General features: G+C 66.8%; 9 protein-coding genes and 1 pseudogene. 6 read left to right on the forward strand and 4 right to left on the reverse strand.

Features of this window, described 5'->3' with window-relative positions; genetic code table 11:
• Nucleotides 1-41: 41 nt before the first annotated feature.
• From ACFULQ_RS18660 to ACFULQ_RS18675, 4 genes are read right to left on the reverse strand one after another with little or no spacing between them, the layout of a single operon-like run.
• Nucleotides 42-3,329, reverse strand: a complete 3,288-nt coding sequence (locus ACFULQ_RS18660) for a type I restriction endonuclease subunit R (RefSeq protein ID WP_383545006.1) — start codon at nt 3,327-3,329, stop codon at nt 42-44.
• On the reverse strand, nt 3,326-4,645 hold the full coding sequence (locus tag ACFULQ_RS18665) for a restriction endonuclease subunit S (protein ID WP_383545009.1): 1,320 nt from the start codon (nt 4,643-4,645) through the stop codon (nt 3,326-3,328). The genes ACFULQ_RS18660 and ACFULQ_RS18665 overlap by 4 nt, the downstream gene beginning before the upstream one ends.
• Nucleotides 4,642-6,666: an N-6 DNA methylase gene (locus ACFULQ_RS18670; RefSeq protein WP_383545012.1), complete on the reverse strand. Its 2,025-nt coding sequence runs from the start codon at nt 6,664-6,666 to the stop codon at nt 4,642-4,644. Before ACFULQ_RS18670 ends, ACFULQ_RS18665 begins: the two co-directional genes overlap by 4 nt.
• Before the next feature lie 33 nt (nt 6,667-6,699).
• Complete coding sequence (locus ACFULQ_RS18675; RefSeq protein WP_383545015.1) at nt 6,700-8,841, reverse strand: N-6 DNA methylase; 2,142 nt, start codon at nt 8,839-8,841, stop codon at nt 6,700-6,702.
• Nucleotides 8,842-9,265: 424 nt separating this feature from the next.
• Between ACFULQ_RS18675 and ACFULQ_RS18680 the strand changes: the two genes are divergently transcribed.
• From ACFULQ_RS18680 to ACFULQ_RS18705, 6 genes and pseudogenes are all read left to right on the forward strand, one after another.
• A complete protein-coding gene (locus tag ACFULQ_RS18680) occupies nt 9,266-10,732 on the forward strand; it encodes a PD-(D/E)XK nuclease family protein (protein ID WP_383545018.1) in 1,467 nt (488 codons plus the stop codon).
• Nucleotides 10,722-11,852 (forward strand): hypothetical protein, encoded by a 1,131-nt coding sequence (locus ACFULQ_RS18685; RefSeq protein ID WP_383545021.1) that lies wholly within the window; start codon nt 10,722-10,724, stop codon nt 11,850-11,852. Before ACFULQ_RS18680 ends, ACFULQ_RS18685 begins: the two co-directional genes overlap by 11 nt.
• Nucleotides 11,845-15,357, forward strand: a complete 3,513-nt coding sequence (locus tag ACFULQ_RS18690) for a signal recognition particle (protein WP_383545023.1) — start codon at nt 11,845-11,847, stop codon at nt 15,355-15,357. The genes ACFULQ_RS18685 and ACFULQ_RS18690 overlap by 8 nt, the downstream gene beginning before the upstream one ends.
• Nucleotides 15,358-15,426: 69 nt before the next feature.
• Complete coding sequence (locus ACFULQ_RS18695) at nt 15,427-18,216, forward strand: pPIWI_RE module domain-containing protein (RefSeq protein ID WP_383545025.1); 2,790 nt, start codon at nt 15,427-15,429, stop codon at nt 18,214-18,216.
• A gap of 69 nt (nt 18,217-18,285) precedes the next feature.
• Nucleotides 18,286-18,396: pseudogene (locus ACFULQ_RS18700) on the forward strand (IS5/IS1182 family transposase); the annotation flags it as partial.
• A 115-nt stretch (nt 18,397-18,511) separates the two neighbouring features.
• Nucleotides 18,512-18,778, forward strand: a complete 267-nt coding sequence (locus ACFULQ_RS18705; RefSeq protein WP_383545115.1) for a hypothetical protein — start codon at nt 18,512-18,514, stop codon at nt 18,776-18,778.
• The last annotated feature ends 16 nt before the right edge of the window (nt 18,779-18,794 follow it).

Raw genomic sequence — 18,794 nt, forward strand, 5'->3', positions numbered from 1 at the left:
AAGACGTGGGCGAGGGCGGGGGCCGCCCCCTCCCACGTATATCAGCGTGTGTCCGGGAGGTTGTGGCGGCGCCGGATCAGGCGGTATGCCGCCCGGCGGGCCTCCTGGAGGAGCTTGCCCTGGAACTCCTCGTCGGAGAAGTACTTCTCGGTGAACTTGGTGTCCGCCTCGGCCCGTTCGATCATGATGTCGCGGAAGCGCTTGTTGAAGGGGTGCTCGAAGTCCCCTTCGTTGCGCGCTGCGACGGCGGCCTCTTCGAGGTCCGGGTCTTCGGCGGCGGCGACGATGCGTTCCTCGTACATCACGCGGTCGGCTTCGCTCAGGCCGAGGCCGTAGCGCTCGTTGAAATCCTCGATGATCTCGGAGAGCAGAGCCTTCGCCGGGTCCTTGTACATGCCGACACCGTCCGCGCTGTACGGAGGCAGATCCTCGACGTCTTCGTCGGTGAGGCTTATGTCGTACTCGCCGACCTTGGTCACGCGCATGTGCGTGAGGTCCATCTCCCCGATGTCGAGGGAGGGGTCGTGCGGGGGCGGCGGCAGGATGTTGGCGAGGTGCCTGCCGTACAGGTACAGCCGTTCCAGGTCGGTGTCTGGGTAAGGCATGAGCTGGGACAAGAAACCGTACTGGCGCAGGAAGTCACGCAGGTCCGAGCGGAACTCCTCGGCCGCGTCCTGGTCTTGTGTCTGGAGCTCGACGAAACGGGCCCTTGCAGCGTCCGTGTGACGATACAGGGCGGCGTGGGCCTTCTCCCACTTGCGTTCGGTGGGTCGGCCGGCCGTGGCAGTCCCGGCGGCGGGCTGGGCTGCGGCGAGGGCGGTTATGAAGGCGCTCATCTCCTCCTCGCGCAGCAGCTGGTGGTCCATGACTGCGCGCTGGGCGGCGTAGAGGAGATTCGGATCGGCGGGCTCGGTGCGGGCCTCCTTGAAGTAGGGGGCGTACTCCTTCTTGATGTCATCGGGGTCGTTGACGAAGTCGAGGACGAACAGGTCGTCCTGGCTCTTGAGCGGGTGGGTCCGGTTCAGACGAGAGAGGGTCTGTACGGCCGCGACGTCCGTCAACGGCTTCTCCACGTACATATGGGTGAGCAGAGGCTGGTCGAAGCCGGTCTGGTACTTCTCGGCGACGACGAGGATGCGGTACTCGGTGCGCTCCGGGGCGCCGCCCGGCTTGCCCGTGCGAAGGGCTGCGTGGCGGTCGTCGGCACGGGTGTACGCGAAGGCTTCGGGGAGCTCTTTCTCGGACATACCGTTGAGTTCGGCCTCGGTGACCTTGACCTTTTTGATCTCGCCGTCGACTTCCCGTTCCACCTCCAACTCGCCGGAGAAGGCGACCAGGATGCCCAGGTCCTCGCAGTCCAGGTCCTTGGCGGACTGGATGAGGTGCTGGCGCATCTCGTACGCGGCCTTGCGGGACCGGGTGACGACCATTGCCTTCGCCCGTCCGCCGAGACGTCGGCGGCCGTGGGTGGCGAAGTGATCGATGATGATCTCGGCGTGCTGCGAGAGGGTCGCTGGACTGAGGTAGACGAACTTGGCGAGCTCGCCCTTCGCCTTGTCCTCGGGCACCTCGAGCTCGTCGGCGCCTTCCTTGTCGACCTTCCAACTGGTCGTGTAGCGCCAGTAATTGCGGAGAGGGTCGAGGATGAAGCCTTCCTCGATGGCCTGCTTCATCGAGTAGATGTGGAACCCCCGCATCAGGCCCGTGGCGGGGTCCTTCACGCCGAAGAGGTTCAGCGTCTTGCGCTTCGGGGTGGCGGTGAAGGCGAAGTACGACAGCTTCGGGTGCATCTTGCGGTCGGCGGCGGAGGAGGTGAGGAAGTCCTCCTCGTCCGCTCCCGCCTTTTCCTCGGCACCGAGGCCGCGCAGTACCTTGCGCAGCTTGGTGACGGAGTCGCCGGACTGGCCGGAGTGCGCCTCGTCGACGATGATCGCGATCCGCTTCTCCTTGAGGGTGGAGACGCCCTCCAGGATGTACGGGAAAGTCTGCGCCGTCACGATGATGATCTTCGTGGCGGTGTTGGCGAGGGCCTCGGCGACCTGCTTGGACTTGGCTCCGTCAGTTGCCTTGATGCGCTGGACGACGCCAGGGGTGTGGTCGAACTGATAGATCGTGTCCTGGAGCTGCTCGTCGAGGACCGTGCGGTCCGTGATGACGACGATCTTGTGGAAGACGGGCTTGTTCGCCTCGATACGGCTTTCGTCGACAGCCTTCGGGTCCATAGCGTCGGGCTCTGCTGAGCCGTGCAGCACCGACAGGTGGTGGGCAAGCCAGCCGATGGTGTTGGACTTGCCGGAGCCAGCGGAGTGCTCGACGAGGTAGTTCTGGCCGGAGCCGTGCTTGGCCGCGTGAGCGGTGAGCTTCCGGACGGCGTCCCACTGGTGGTAGCGGGGGAAGATCAATGTCCGGTCGTGAACCGAGACGCGGCGGGTGGTGCTCGCCTGGCCCTTCTTACGCTTGGGGTCCTCGACGTGCAGGAACCGCTTGATGAGGTCGAGCCAGTTGTCCCTCTGCCAGACCTCCTCCCAGAGGTAGGCGCTGCGGTAGGCAGGGCCGTTGGGTGAGAGGGACGGGTTACCGGCGCCGCCGGGGTTGCCGGGACCCTCGGAGCCCTGGTTGAAGGGGAGGAAGCGGGTCTTAGGGCCCTTGAGGCGGGTGGTGAGGAACACCAGCTGCTCGTCCACGGCGAAATGGACGAGGGCCCGCTTGGCGAAGATCAGGTCTTTCGGATCGCGGTCGAAGCGGTACTGCCGCTTGGCGTCCTCGACGGTCTTGGGGTGGGTGGACGCGGAGCTCTTCAGCTCGGCCGTCGCCACCGGGATGCCGTTGAGGAAAAGGACGAGGTCCAGTTCGTTGTTGTGGTCCGGGGAGTAGCGCAACTGCCGGGTCACGGATAGGCGGTTGCGACGGTAGTTGTCGAAGGCGTCCTCGGCGACGGCATGCGCCGGCCGGAAATACGCGAGATCGATGTGGAGGCCGCGATCCTTGACGCCGTTGCGGAGGACATCGAGCGCGCCGCGCTGGTCGATCTCCTTGGCGAGGAGGCGCACGAAGTCTCGCATGGCGATGTTCGCGGCGTCGTTACCGGCGTCGGCCCCGGCGAACTCCTTGAGCTTTTCGAGGACTTCGGGCTGCGTGGCCCCGATGAAGTCCCACACTTGCGCGGTGTCGATTCCGAGCTCGGCGTTGTAGTCGCCGCGCTGGCCCTCATGCCACCGTTGCCACCGATGCCGCCCAGAGGTGGTCAGTGCCTTGATGATGGTGACCTCGAAGGCCTCCTCGGTCGCGGCGCGGACTCGTGTGCCTGGTGTAGGGGTGGTGCTGGTCATGCGGCATCCACTCCTCGGGCGGTGGTGACGTCGAGTTGGCCGGTTACGGCGGCGGTGATCAGCGCTTGGCGACGCTCTGCGAGCAGGGCCACCTGGCGAGTCAGGGAGCGTTTCATGCGTTGGTTTGCGGCTTGCTGAGCATGGACGTCCTGGACGAGCTCACGCTGGCGTTCAATGCTCGGTAGGGGGATCGCAAAGCTCAGGATCTTGCTGCTGTTCGTGGACGCAAGGTTGGTCGTCTTGGTTCCTGTGCTTTCGAAGTAGCAACGCCCGTGCAGAGTCTGTGTCATGAGCGCCAGATAATCGGAATCGAGTTTCTGAGGGTCGGGGCGCAGAGCGAAGACGTGGTTTTGGTGCAGACAGTCAGCAAGTTCGCCACGCCATACGGTTCCCCGGCCGAGCTTGTCCAGGTCTCCACCCTCGGTCATCAGGACGTCCCCGATACGGAGCGTGCTGCGCCTTGCCATATGACGCGGTACGGTGATCTCTGTGACTGAGTCAAGCGCTACGTGACCAGCTTGTACATTGGCGACGCGCAGGTACGGACGCGTCACATCATTCGCGGTGGGTGCGCGATTTTCGTCGACAGTGATTCCGTTCTGCAGGCGGCATACGTACCCCAGTCGCGTCATCGGTGCGTCAACTGTCAGTTCAGGGAGCCAGGGGTGCGGGAAAGTTCCAAGGGGCCTTTCTAGTGCCGCAGGGATCAGGGCTTCTGTGACAGCTGCGAAGCACCTCTCTTCCAAGCAGGCAATTTGAGCCTCCCGCGCTCGTACCATGCGGTCAATGCGAGCTGTTTCTGTGTCGAGGAAGTCTGCGATGCGATGCTGATCTTCGATGTCAGGAAGCGGAATCTCCAAATTACCGACCTGTTCAAAGTTCAGGCCGTCTCGGTTTCCGCCCACCTGAAGGGCGAGGATCTTCTCCTGAGTGGGCTGCGCCAGCAGGGTGTAGTTGAGGTATCGCGATTCAATCGACTGGCTCGGCCGAATGATGCATACGTGCTGATTGACGTTGGCATCTCCGAGACCTGTCCGAAATCTAGAGACGCGTCCCAGCGAAGCTCCGGTGATGTTCAAGAGAACATCACCGGGCATCACACGTGTCGATCGCATTTCACGATGAACGCGTGTGTCGATGTATGCGACGTCATCGAGGCGCAAGCCGTCGAAGTGGATGTTTTGGCTGCGGAGGAAGAGGATCCCCTGCTCCTGGTAGGTCTCGGCGCCGCCAGAAGGTGTCTTTCCGCTACCAATCTTTGTTGCAAGAAATTTCACGCGACAGGTTGCCCAGGGAGTTGCTGCGGTGTTCGTCAAGACGTCACCTCGCCGAGCAGCTTCTGAATCTCTGCTTCCAACTCCTTCAGCTCCGCATCAATCTTGGCCAACGGCCTCGGCGGCGTGTACACATAGAAGTGTCGTGTGAACGGAATCTCGTAGCCGATCTTCGTCTTTTCGTGGTCGATCCAGGCGTCCGGAACGTACTCGAGAACCTCACGCCCGAAGTACTCTTCAATGTCCTCGTCCAGCGGGACGTTCTCGTAGTTCCTCAGCTCAGGGTCGGGCTCGGGCTCGCCCTTCTTCAGCTGGACCTCACCCTCGGGGTCGCGTACGCCGATCAGCTCCCGCAGGGCCTTCTGGAAGGCCGTAGCCTTCGACCAGGCGACGCCGGCCTCGGCCAGCGCAGCATTCACGTCGGCCCACGCCTCCTTCTTCGTGGCCCAGCTCTGCCCCACGAGTGGCTTCAACGCGTCCACGAACGCCTCGACGCCCTCACCCTCGCCGAAGTGCTTCTGCACCGCCTTCGACTCGCGCGCCTCCTCCAGCGTCTCCTCGGACACCTCGAAGCGCAGCTTCAGCGGGCGCTCGACCGTGATGCGCTGGTAGCCGAAGTCGCGGTTGCGGAAGACCTTCACCTTGCCGTGCAGCTCGTGCGTCTCGTTGTCCGCAATCGACAGCGCGTCGCCGTACAAGCGCATGATGGCGTCGATCTGCTCATCGCTGATCATCTTCCGCTTGTCGCCCAGGGACTTGCGCATCTTGACCCAGTAGTCCCGCGCGTCGATGAGCATGACCTTGCCCTTGTGTTCGGGCTTCTTGCGGTTCGTCAGGATCCAAAAGTACGTGGAGATGCCGGTGTTGTAGAAGAGTTGGTCCGGGAGGGCGACGATTGCCTCCAGCCAGTCCTTCTCCAGGATCCAGCGGCGGATCTCCGATTCGCCGGAGCCTGCCGGGCCTGTGAACAGAGGCGAGCCGTTGAAGACGATCGCGACTCGGCTGCCGCCGTCCTCGACCGGCTTCATCTTGGAGATCAGCTCTTGGAGGAACAGCAGCGAGCCGTCGTTGATGCGCGGTGTACCCGCCCCGAATCGCCCCCGGTAGCCGAGGTCTTCCTGTTCGTCCTCGACGGCCTCCTTCACCTTCTTCCAGTCAACTCCGAACGGGGGGTTGGAGAGGACGTAATCGAAGGTCTTGTTCCGGAAGTACGGCTCGCTCAGGGTGTTGCCGAGCTGGATGTGCTCCGCATCCTGGTTCTTGATCATCATGTCGGAGCGGCAGATAGCCCATGATTCGGGGTTGAGCTCCTGGCCGAACACGTAGACGTTGCCATGGGCGTTGTGCTGGAGGATGAACTCCTGGGCAGCGCTGAGCATCCCACCGGTGCCGCATGTCGGGTCGTACACGGTCCGGGTCATCTTCGGGACCTTGATCTCCTCCATGTCCGGAGCGATGAGGAGTCCCGCCATCAACTTGATGATCTCGCGTGGAGTGAAGTGCTCACCGGCCGTCTCGTTGGACTCCTCGGAGAACTTCCGGATGAGCTCCTCGAAGGCGTACCCCATCACATGGTTGGAGACGGTATTGGGGTGCAGGTCGTAGTCCGCGAACTGTGACACGACCTTGTGCAGGAACCCGCTGCCCTGGAGGCGCTTGATCTGCTCCTCAAAGCGGAACTGGGCCAACACCTCGCGGACATTGTCCGAGAACCCACGAACGTACCTCGGCAGGTTGTCCTTCTCGTCCTCCGGCGCTCCGGCGATGTCCGCCAGCGTATGCGCGGTCCGGTTGTAGAAGGCATAGCCCGATGCGGCTGGCAGGAACGGGTCCGACTTCACCCCCTTTGCCGCCCACCGCTCATGCGTCTCCAGGACCTGCTTCCGCGTCGGCTCCAGCACGCACTCCAACCGGCGAAGCACCGTGAACGGAAGGATCACCTTGCCGTAGTCAGAGCGCCTGAAGTCGCCGCGGAGGAGATCAGCGACCTGCCAGATACGGTTCGCCAGCTTCGTCGCGGCCGCATGGTCGGCGGCAGCCTGGGCGTTGGACTTGGTCTCCACGTACGTCCTTAATATCCAAGGTTCTTCGGTCAGTCAGAGCGAGAGCGGCACGGCGGCGTCCGCATCCGCGTCGGCGCCCCGCAACGCCGCCGCGACGGCGTCGGTCGAGTTACGGGCCAGATCCTGCCCGAGATCGTGTGCGGCCCGCAGCGCTCTCGTGAACTCGGCGATGGTGCGGAAGGCCTCCCCGTACGCTCGCTGCCGCTCGATCGGCAGCAGCGGTACGCGCACGCGGCGGGGATCCACCCGCGTATGTAGGGAGCTGGTGGCGGAGGCGGCCTGGTGGCCGCCCTCGCTGCTGGACAGGTAGCCGGCCAGGAACCACGGGTCCAGAAGTTCGGTGTCCGTCACCCGGATGTGGTGCAGTGTGGACACGGGGTACGCGCCCGCGTCCTCGTCGGTCGCGACACGGGCCACGATGGTTCGGGTGACCACCGGGAGCAAGATGTCCCCGGTCCGTACCGGCTGGTGCTGCAGCGGATCCTCGGGGGCCGGGCCGGACTCGGAAGCCGGGCGGCCCTCGACGATGTCCCGAGCGGTGAGGAAGCGAGCCTCGCCGGGACCGGGCGAGCCCTCGGACGTACGCGAGCCTTCCGGCGGAGCCGGGCGCCGCAACACCACCGCCCCGCTCTTGGCGAGCTCCCCGAGGGATGCGGTCCGGATACCGGCTTGTTCGATCTCGGTGAGGTCGGGGAGCTCGGGTACCGACGGCAGCCGCGACCGCAGCGCCTTCAACGCGTCCTCGAAGGCGGACCGGGTAGCGGTCAGCGCCTCCAGGGACACGCCGGGTGCGGACGGCTGCGGGAGGTGGCGGCGCGGGGTGACGTCGGCGTCATCAAGCAGGTCGATGAGCGGGACGACACGCGCCACGCCAGGTCTGGGCGTGAAGTCGCCAGAAGATGCCGCGGCGTACTCCGACCAGATCTTGGCGACCAGCTCCCGCGGGTCAGCCTCGGCGCTCGCGTCGACGACCAGCAGCCCCTCGGGGGCCGGGTCGTTCGCGCAGGGGTGGCGTAGGACCCAGATCTGGAGCGATAGCGCGTAGTGGGCCGCGTACCCGGACGGAAGGGAGATGACCGCCCGCAGCGCTCCCCGCCGCAGCAGCTCCACGCGGATACGACGACCGGACGGGCGTGCGGCGACAGCGGGTGGGAGGAGTAGGGCAACCGGGGCGCCAGGAACCGTGTGGGCCAGGGAGTGCTGGACCCAGGCGAGCTCTGACTCGCCCCGCGGCGGGATGCCGTACTCCCAGCTGGGGTCCGCGGTCAGGTCCTCGTACCCCCAGCCGCGGTCGGCGAACGGAGGGTGGCCGACGGCCGCGCCCGCACGCCCGCGAGGGAAGGCGGGACGGCGGAGGAAGTCTCCTGTCTGAATGTCGAAGGAGACGGGTGCACTGTCACCCGTGCCTCCCGCCCCGGCGTCCCGGAAGGCCATGCGCAGGGCGGCGAGGACCGCCAGTGAGTGGTTGAGCTCCTGGCCCTGCACCCGGTGACTGCCCGCTTCGGCGGCGGAGAGGAGGAAGGTGCCGCTACCGCATGAGGCGTCCAGGACGGCGCCCGTGGCGGGCGTCCCGACGAGCGCCACCATGAGGTCGGCGAGCTCGCGCGGGGTCGAGGCGAAGCCCGAGCGCGGGCCCTGAGCGAGGAACCGTTCACACAGCTGGTCGAACGTTTCCTCCGCTCCCTCGGCGGCGGCGGCCTCCGCGGCGGCGGCGAGCAGGGACAGCTGGCGTGTGCCGAGGTCGTACTGGAGGGGAGTGACCAGCTGCCCCAGACTCCCGACCGCGCCTCCAGGGGCGTGCGCGAAGGTGTGCTCGGCGCGCTCCATGAGGCGTCCGAAGCCCCCCTTGTCCTGGGGGATCGGCTCCCCTGGGTGGACGTGGAGGTGCAGGAGGAGGACTCCCGTGAGCGCAAGGGCGTCCTCGGCGGCGCTGCTGCCCCGTACCGACTCGAAGGTCTGCCACAGACGCTCGGCCACCGGGATGCGCCGGGCTTTGCCCTGCTGTTTCAGCCAGGCCTCGACCTCACCGAGGTCGAAGCGCGGGCTGCGGTCGGTGCCGCCGACGGGGCGGGGGAAGTCGTCGTGGCGCTTGCGCCAATTGCTGACGGCGGTCGGTTTGACGTCGGCGATCCGTGCGATGTCCGCGGCGGTCACCTCCACTCGCCCTGTCGTCATGTTTTCGGCTCCTCGTAGTCGTCTGGGCGGGCCTCCGTACGTCGGCGCCCTCCAGCAGAGACCCTACGCGAATCAGCCAGCGTCGACCAGGATCACAGCGTATTGATTTACGGATCACGGATTTGGTTGGCTGTATTCACAGACTCGCGTGGTACGTTCTTCGTGTCGGCTCGCCTCGGCGGCCGTGCCAAGGGCGGGGTGCGCCATGGGCGCCGTACGGAGCGAGCGAAGGAGACGAGCAGTGGGGGATGGGGCATACGCGGGCGACTGGCCCCCGCCTGCCGGGTTGAGGGGAAGTGGCTCGCTGGTGCGCGTTCAGGCGTCGCTTGCGGGCGCCGAGCCGTACACGTGCTTGCATCGGACCGAGGCCAAGGCGCGGCCCGCCGCCTGGCCGCCTGTGTCGCCGAAGTACCCCAAAGGACGGTTGGAGGACTTCGTGCTCGGGCTCGTCGTGGCCGCGGTGCGACTGGTGGAGTGCGACGGAATCTCGACCGACGCGGCGCTCCGTCGCGTACTGGACCAGGCCGAGCGGCCTCTGCACCGGGCGCAGCAGCGGTACGTACGTCACGCGGTGCGCTCCTGGCGGCTGCGCGACCGGCCGAAGGATGCGCCGCCCGTCATCCCGCAGCCGCTGCCCTGGGTGGCCGCGAGGAAGCAGGACGGTCGGCAGTGGGAGCTGACCGCCTGGGGAATGCAGGACCACAACCCCGGACAGAGGCTTCGGGAATTCTCCTTCCTTGCCTACGGCAGTGCGAATGACCGGGACGTCGAAGCCGCCCGAGTGGCGATCGCCGCCTACGCCGCCGCCTTCGGTGAACCGGCCGAGCAGGGCGAGAAGCCCTACCACGCGTACCAGCTGTGCGGGGCGGAGCAGGTGGATCATGTACGGATCGCACTGACCGGTCTCCACGACGGCTCGTACCGGTTGCTCTTCGAGGGCACGCCCGAGCAGGTGCGCGCGTACTACGACGAACACGGCCGGGACAGGGTCGCCGAGCTGATTCGAGGCGGACCGGCGACGCCCGGGAAGAACTGCACCGACTGCAGGCGGCTCACCACTTGCGATGCGCCGCGCAAGCTTCCCGGACTGCTCGGCATTCCGGGCGGGCGGACGCCGCGCTCGCTTCGGCACATCTCGGCGAGTGATCTGCGCTACTACAACAGATGCCCCACCCAGTACCTCGCGTACAGCCAGAACTTGCCGCGCACGGGTGAGTACAGCCCGGAGAACCTGCTCGGCAAAGCCGTGCACGCCCATCTGGAGACGAACCACGGCGGTGTGATCGCCCCCTGCGCGGCCCACGACATGCCGTGGGCCGACAGCGAGTGGGGTGAGGGCCCGCTGCGCATGACGGGCGAGTGGGCCCGGATCGGATCCCGGATGCTGGCGCAACACCTCGATATGTGTCCCTTCAACAACGAGGACGTCAGCGACGTGCAGATCGAGCCCGGGCTCGCCTTCCACGACACCGCCGCCAACGTCATCGTCCTCGCCCGGCCGGACATGCTGTACTGGGACAGCGGATCTCCCGTCTGGCGCGAGATCAAGACCACACAGCGCGCCGACGCCTACCGCGGCGACCCCTTCACGTACGACCCGCAGCTTGCCCTCGCCGTGGTCCTGCTGGCCGAAGGCGCTTTGGACGGCGACCCGAGGGGGGCGCGGGTCGAGCTGGAGGTGCTGAGGCCCGACAGCGGCGATCCCCTGGTCATCGAGCCGTTCCACGAGCCCGAACGGGTCGAGAAAGCCCGCAGGCTGCTCTACACGTACGCCGAACCCTGGCGCAGCGACGAGGTGTTTACACCCCAGCCCGGACTGCACTGCCGTACGTGTCCGGTGTCCGAATGGTGCGGGAGCGCGCTGAAGGAGGCGGGCACCGGTGACTGCTGAACAGGAGCAGGAGGAAGCGGGAGACGGCGAGCGGCTGCTGCGCCTGGTCGCCACCGGCCTGGTACGGCTGTCACAGCTGCGCGGACCGGGGGATCCCGTCTACCCCGACGTCGTACAAGCCGCTTACAACCAGTTGGTGCTGGGCTGTCTTCGGCAGGGAGAGCCGGCTCCGGGAAGTGTCCCGGAGCTGGCCCGGTGGGCCGGCGAGAAACCGCTCGCCGAGTGGTGGCCCTTCGGCCTTCCGGACGAGGAGACAGGCGGACTGCGGCTGGTCGACCTGGACACAGGCGTGCCCGTACAAGAGTGCCTGGAATGGGCGGTATCCGCCCCCGATCCGGCAGCGGAACAGGTGGAGAACGAGTTGCTGGGGGAGGCTCTGAAGTTGTGCCGTGCGGCGAAGGACCCGGACGCCTACACGGCCTTCCGCAGATTGCTCATCGAGCGCCCCGTCCTCACCGGCGCCGAGATCGCCCTGCTGGGATCGGACCTGGATCTCGCTCTGCTCCACAGCACGGTCAAACGCTGCTACGAGCCGGTCACCGCGGCCCATGTGCGCGATGGACAGTGTGTGACCTGCGCCGGATGCGGCTGTCTGTTGGTGCCGCTGCGCGACGGTGGGTACGCGTGCCAACTCGACCGCTGCCGACGGGAAGTGGTCAGAGTGGGGCGCAGGGTCGCCCCGGGGGCCTCCGGTGGGCTGTACCACCTCACCCGCCCGCTCCGCACGTTCATCACCGGGCCGGGTCTGGCCGAGACGGGACTCGAGGCAGAGCTCGCCGGCCTCGGCCTGCCTGTGGAGATGTGGCCACGCTTCGACACGTACGACCTTCGCATCACCCTCCCCGACGGGCGGGTGTGGGCCATCGACGTCAAGGACCGGGCCAACCCCGCTCTGCTCGCGCGGGGGACCACGCCGCTGCGCACGGATCCGCCTTACGACCGGGGGCTGTTGGTGATCCCCGCCTACCGCTTCCAGGAGAGGGACGGCTACCGCGAGGTGTTTCTGCACCACCTGCCGGAGGACGTCGGCGGACGTGTCGAGCTGCTGACGGACAAGGAGCTGCTGCGCCAGGTGAAGACCGCCTTGGGCTGGATGAAGAAGGGAGCCCGGAATGCGTGACCGCAGTGACTGGCACCGCGGACTGACCGGTCCTCTCCGTGAGGTGTGGCCGGCGGAATCGGCGTCGTTCCGGCCCGGCGAACTCCTCGACGTGGAGCTCGGTCTCCATCTGCTGCTGTCGGTGATGCCCGCGCGTGCGGCCGCGGATGCGTGGACGTTGTTCAGCGGCTACCCCTTCGGTGAGGCGTTCGGCGACGTACGCACCCCGGAACAGCGGCTGCGCATCCTGCGCGCCCGCCACTATCTGCTCAACCTTCGCCGACGCAGGGAGTGGCTGCTCGCCTTGGAGGCGTACGTCTGCGTCCCCCAGGAACTGCGCGGATTCGACCTGGCCTCGGCGGACTGTGTGCCCGTGCGCCGGGCGCCGACTCGCGCTCCGCGCCGTTTCGAGCGCTACGAGGAGGTGCTCGCCACCCCGCCCCCGTACGCACGGCGGCGGCTGCCTCTCGCCCAGGCCGGTGAGTACGTGTTCCCGGTTCGTGATCGACGCTACGCGATCACCTTCACCGAGGACCTGCTGCCAACCGTGAAGACGCCGGCGCACGACATCGACGCCCTCCCAGCGGGGAAAGGTGAGGCTCTTGATGTCACCTGGGTGGATCTGGAGCGGGCCGCACACCGTATGGACGAGATCGAGGCAGGCCAGGAAGGGATGCCGCCCAGCCACTGGGCCGCCCGGCTCGCGCGGGTCGAGTTGCTCGTGCGCAACGAGGCCGAGGGGGCGTTCACCACGAGCGGCACGCTCCGCATCGACGGGCTGCTGAACCTCGTCGGCATGGTGGGAGCGGGCAAGAGCACCCTGCGGGACATCCTCACCTTCTGGGCGGTGAAGGAGCGGGGGCTGCGGATCACTGTGGTCGTCGGTGACGTCGCCGAGACCCTGGCTGTCACCGGACTTCTGACCAGACTGGGTGTCCACGCGGCGCCTGTACTCGGGCAGTCCACGAGAGAGCGGCACATCCAGCGTCTGCACCGGCGCATTGCCTCTACGGGCGCCCCCAACCTGCTCACCCACCAGCACGACGGCTTCGCGTACGTCAACAGCGCCTGCCCGCTCGACGCGCTGCGCGGCCTGGAGGCTGAGCGGCCCCTGCGGGTCGGTGAAGCTCCTTGCGGCAACCTCTACTCAGTACGCCGGGAACCGGCCGCGAGCAGCACGACGACCATCTTCGGTGGCGAGGACGAAACGGGCGAGCCGGCGAACATATCGGACCCCGAACCGGAATTGGCTGAGCGGCCCAAACGGCACGGCTGCCCCCTGTGGGCGCGATGCCCCCGTCACCGGGCAGCCCGGGAACTCGTCCGAGCCAGCGTGTGGGTGGCGACTCCGGCGAGCCTGGTGCACAGCTCAGTGCCGGAACAGCTCCAGGAAGAGCGGCTGCGATATCTGGAGCTCGCCTGCCGCATGAGCGACCTGGTGGTGATCGACGAGGCCGACCGGGTCCAGATGCAGCTTGACACGGCCTTCGCCCCGGCAACCACCCTGGCGGGGCGGGCGCCGAACTCGTGGATCGATGAGGTCGCCGGCCACGCACTGACCGAACTCGCACGCCAGGCTCGGCTCCAGCTGTCGGCCCGGGATGTAGACGACTGGACGAACGCCGTGAACACGGTGCGTGTGGCGACCGATCGGCTGTACGCACGCCTCATTCAGAACCGGCCGCTGCGGCGCTGGATCACCCAGGACTACTTCAGCGCGCTCACGCTCCACCAGTGGCTGATCAACACGTGGTTCCCCGACCTCAAGGATATCGACCCCGGTACGGCTTCGGAGACGGGGAGAGCGGAGCGGGCCGACAGGGAGCGGCAGCGTGCACGGATCGACCGCATCCTCGACCGGTTCCGCGATGACCCGCTCCAGCCGCAACCCGCGACGGGAGGGACCGAGGAGGGCAACGAGAACACCCGGGAGGAGACCGAGGTCGTCAACGAACTCGTCCACCTCACGCTGGGCCTGCTGCATGCCCCGCACGGGTCGGTGACGCGCTCGCGCGTACGCGCGGTGCTCAAGCGGCTCGTGAACGGAGCCGTCGACCTCGACGAGGACGCCCATCCTCACGTGTCCCGCTTCGAGTTCACCCTGGTGCTCGCGGCCCTGCACCACCGTCTCAACTTCATGACCGGCCTGTGGCAGCGTGTCGAAGCAGCGCTCAACCTGGATGCCGCGTCCAACGTGCTGTCACGGCGTCCGCCACGTGACTACGAGCCGCTGATCCCCGAATCGCCCATGGGCAACGTGCTGGGCTTCCAGTTCCAGATCGACGAGCGGCGCAAGGAGGGTGAGCAGAGCGGCGAACTGCGGTTCTTCCGCTGCAACGGCGTTGGGCGTGAACTCCTCCTGGCGTTGCCTGATTTGACGGTGGTTGACGGTCGGCCCGGTCCGCACGTGCTGCTGATGTCGGCCACCAGCTGGGCGGGCACCTCCAGTCGCTACCACGTGCACGCCGACGTGGACGCGGTTCTGCGGCCGCACCCCGACGAGGTCGAGGCGATCCTGCGTACCGAGTTCCGGAAGGAGTTCCTGTACTGGCCGGGCGGAACGACACCGATCCGGTTGTCCGGCTGTGACCCGGAAGAGCGCCCCCAGGCACTGGTCCAGATGCTGCACCAGTTGGCCGAACCCGATCGCAGCCTTACGGACGCGATCAGCTCGCTGCAGCAGGAATTGAACGACATCGAGGACCCCGAGCGGAGGCGCATCCTCCTGCTCGTCGGAAGCTACGAGGAGGCCAGGAAGGCTGCTGAATACCTCAACTCGATTCCCGAATGGACAGGAAGGGTGAGCCGCCTTGTCTCCGACGACGCCGACCTGGACACCGCGTGGACGGCGATGCCCCGCAGCGCGGAGGCAAGGCCCTTGAGGCGTGGCGACGTCGCGGAGTACGCCAGGGCCGGGCAGGCGGACGGCGAGATCCTGGTGGCGCCGCTGCTCGCCGTCGAACGTGGTCACAACATCGTTCTCCCTGGTGGGAAGGCTGCCATAGGAACCGTGTACTTCTTGGCACGTCCGCACCCGCGCCCCGACGACATCGCGCTCGCGGTACAGGCCGTCAACGACTGGGCCGTACGGCAGGTCCGCGGCCCGGAGCGGGCCTTCCACCAGGCGGCTCTGGCAGCTGGTACCCCCGATCGGGCTGGGCTTGCCTTCCGGCGGGCCGCCCGTCAGAAGTGGAACCGCTTCCTGACCCGGAGGTTGTCGTGGACGAGCCTGCCGATACAGGAGAAGGAGGCGTTCACCTGGGACCAACTGGTCGTGATGTGGCAGGTGATCGGCCGCCTCGTGCGTGGAGGGGTACCGGCGCGAGTCGTGTTCGTCGACGCGGCCTTCTCCCCGCGGGAGGCGGGTCTGCAGTCCACGGACACTCCGGTGACCAGCCTTCTTGCCAGCATGCGCGAGCTCCTCGCCCCGTACTTCTCCTCGCACTCGCCCGTTTTCGGCTTGGACAAGTCTCTGGTCGCCGCCCTGTACGAACCTCTGTACCAGGCGCTGGCCGACATGGACTGAACCGAGCATCGCCCTGCCCCGCACCTCATCACAGCCAGCGTCACGTCATGAACGGAGTCAGCCCTCACCATGGCCTACGACAGCATTCAACCCGCGGCCTTCATCCCGTCGCCGACAGCAGGCCCCTTCCTCGTCACGCACTACGCCCTTTCCTTTCCCCGCGCGTGGCGCGACCCTCTCAAGGAGCACTATCTGCACGGAAAACCCGAGAGGGTCTCCCGTCACCGGGTGCAGGTCCCCATCGGCCGGCTCAACCGTCTTATCGCGGCGGTCGCCCCCGACCTGGTGTCCGTGGCGACCAAGGCCCCACTGGACGACGCCAAGCCGTGGCTCTACGCGAACACCCCCTACCCGAAAGCTGTGATGAGCAGCTTCATCCACGCGTGGTTGCGCGACCTGCAGCCCGGGGTCGAGGGGCACGCGAAAGTCAAGGAGACCGCGGGGCGGCTGGACATCGACGGCTTGGACTGGGGGCTCGTCGGCGTCGACATGCTGGAACAGACCCTGACGGAGGGCGGCACGGCCAAGCCAGCCGACCACTTGTGGCGGTTGCTGCCCGAGATGCTGGCCTCCCGCATCTCACGACACGAGCCGTTGTACGAACACTTCGGCCAGAAGCTCCACTTCCGTCAGGTAGCCCAACCCGCGGGCGCTTCCGGCGCAGAACTCGTCTCATGGCCGCCACTGGAGCACAGCACAGGACGGGGAGCCAAAGCGCGAGTGTGGTACTACTCCGCGTACATCCGGGTCTCGCTCCGTACGGTGCCCTTCGACCCCACCCCTCGCATTCATGTGACGACCGGAGTGCGCCGCTGGGCGCGTGGCCCGGTGTGGATGCCGCAGAGGGGCAGTGTGTCCGTGTATATGCTCACCGACGACAGCCTGGTGCCCGACGGCCCCTCGCCCGAGCGGTTCGCCGTCGGCGCGATGCGCTGGGTACCCAAGTCCGGAGGGCATGAGTGGCTCCAGGGCGGTCCGGAGGGCATGCTCAGCCAGGTGTCCGCCGTCGCCAACTTTCCTTCAGCGGATCTGATGGCGAAGGAGCCCGAGAGCTGGCTCGCAGGCCGCGAAGGGGTCACTGCGGCCGTGCTGCACCACACCATGATGGGTGCGCACGGAGTCAAGGCCGGGATCATGCCGATGGAGCGGCGCCGACTGACGGAATGGGCGTCCGCGGCCCTGGAGCCGGAGTTCGTCCGCATCGGGGCCTTCGAGAAGAGTGGGATCCGCCGCCAGATGCCGTTCAACGTCCTGCAGGACACACTTTCGGTGAAGAAGACCGCCACCGAGGAGGAGAGGGCGGAGATCGGAAGGGAGAACGCCGAGATCCTGACGCGGAATGCGGCCAAACGTCGTCCGAAGGTCGCTCAGGCCGTCGGCCCCGCCGGGCTCACGGCCGTACTGCTCTACCAGACCGATGCCATGAGGGATCTGCTGGTCGCAGCGGCCGAGGAGAACCTGGGACTGGCCGGGCATCGAGTTTCCTCTGGGCCGGAGCTCTGGACATGGGAGCATCCGGAGCTGACCGTGCGCATCCACACCCGGCAGGTCGGCGAGCTGGCGGACCGGCTCGGCGGGGACCGGGCACCAAGGATGGGCGCCGAATGGGACGCAGCCATCGACAGTCGTCGCACCCAGGTCAAGAAAGTGCTTCAGGGCTGGATGCGGGATACGACCGGCCCCGCGCAGCTCGCGTTCGTCGAACTGGAGGGACGGGACGGTTTCAAGAAGCGCAGGAGCGACCCCAAGTTCGCCATCCGCATCGGCTGCGCCGACGCGGGACTCGTCAGTCAATTCTTCGACTTGCCCGATCCCACGGGAACCGCACCCGAAAAGGATTCGGGGCCTCATCGTGCCGCCGCCGCGTGGAGCGACGGCCTCAGGCAGCTCGGCATGCGGATCGTTCCCGAACACTCTGTGGGGGAGCGGATTCCCGAGAGGCTCAACCAGGTCGCCTTCTGGCTCGTGAAGCGGCGGGTCAGCGGTGACAACCAGTACCCACAGTTCACCCCCATCGCTGTGCTCATCCGCCCGGGACAAGGCTGTGTGATGGGGCGCTCGCCGGAAACGCAGGACTGGGTTCCGTACCCGGAACTTCTCAAGAACCTCACGGGGCAGGTCCGTGGTGACGACCTTAAATTCCGGCAGCAACAGGAGGATGCCACCGCCCTCTTCATCAAGCAGACGCTCTACAAGCTGCGCGGAGAACCCACACTGGTTCTCACATACGCCCAGAACACCCGGGAGCGCTGGCCCTGGTTGCAGAACAAAGGACTGGTGGCAGACGGGATTCGACTGGGCAGCGGGCCACTTCAGAGGCTGGCCGCCCACGGCCGCCACCTGCGAGTCGTACGGGTCGCCGGTAACGTCCGGGACGAGACCGCCCAGTGGTGGGCTCCGGACGGCGACGAGGCGGCCGGCATTGCCAAGGGTTTGTGGCGGCCGAGCGATGCGGACGACAGCAACCGCATCTTCTACAGCACCTCGGACAAGGCGAGCCAGCACAAGCACGCCCGCGACATCAGCAAGTTCACGGAGCACCGGAATGCCGGCGGACGATCTCTGCTGAAGCCGGACACGGCGGCCTGGAACCCGGAACTGCTCGAGATCGGCGTTGTCGGCCTGCAGTCCGGCGACAGTCCCGAACCGTGGGCCATGTACGTCCATCAGCAACGGTTTGCCGACGACTACACCGACGCCCTCGGACTTCCGCTCGCCCTGCACCTCGCTTCGCTAACCGTCGAGTACGCCCTGCCGTACGAGGAGTCCGAGCAAGCTGAACCCGGCACGGCGTCGATCGGAGCGACTCCTGAGGACGGCACGCCGGAGGAAGGAGACGGGGCGGCAGCTGAGAGCTGATGGGTCATTTCCGGCAACGATCGTGGAGCACCGGCCCGGCGGATTGGCGCGTGTCTGATAATTGATCTTGTGGCAGGTCGAGGCGAGTTGACGGATGCGGCGTGGGAGCAGATAGAGCCCCTGTTGCTTTCCTTGCGCCACCACAGCCGTATCGTCAGCGGTCAACTCGCTCTTCGGACACTGATTTGCCCCACGGAGCCCGGTTTCCAGAGAGGGGACATTGGCACCCGCTCAGGCTCCCGGCCGGGGCGGGTGTTCGTCGTTGCGGTGCCTTCGGTGCGGCTTCTCTCCCTACGTGGCCCCGGAGATCCGGACCGGCAACGCCCATCGTCTGCCGGCGGCCGACCTCTACTCCCTGGCGGGTGTGGCGCACTGGCTGCTGACGGGCGAAGACCCGCCCTACAGCGGGGCCCATGAACGGGTCGGACCGGTGCTGGCCGAGCATGGGGTCGGCCGGGAACTCGCCGCTGTGGTGTCGGCGGCGATGCGACCCGCCGCCGAACGGCCGCAGTGGTCCGCCCCGGAGTTCTTGGCGCGCATGGCGGCGCCCTGTGCCGCATGAAGGTCAGCAACATGTG

Source organism: Streptomyces sp. NPDC057253 (assembly GCF_042669125.1).
GTDB lineage: Bacteria > Actinomycetota > Actinomycetes > Streptomycetales > Streptomycetaceae > Streptomyces.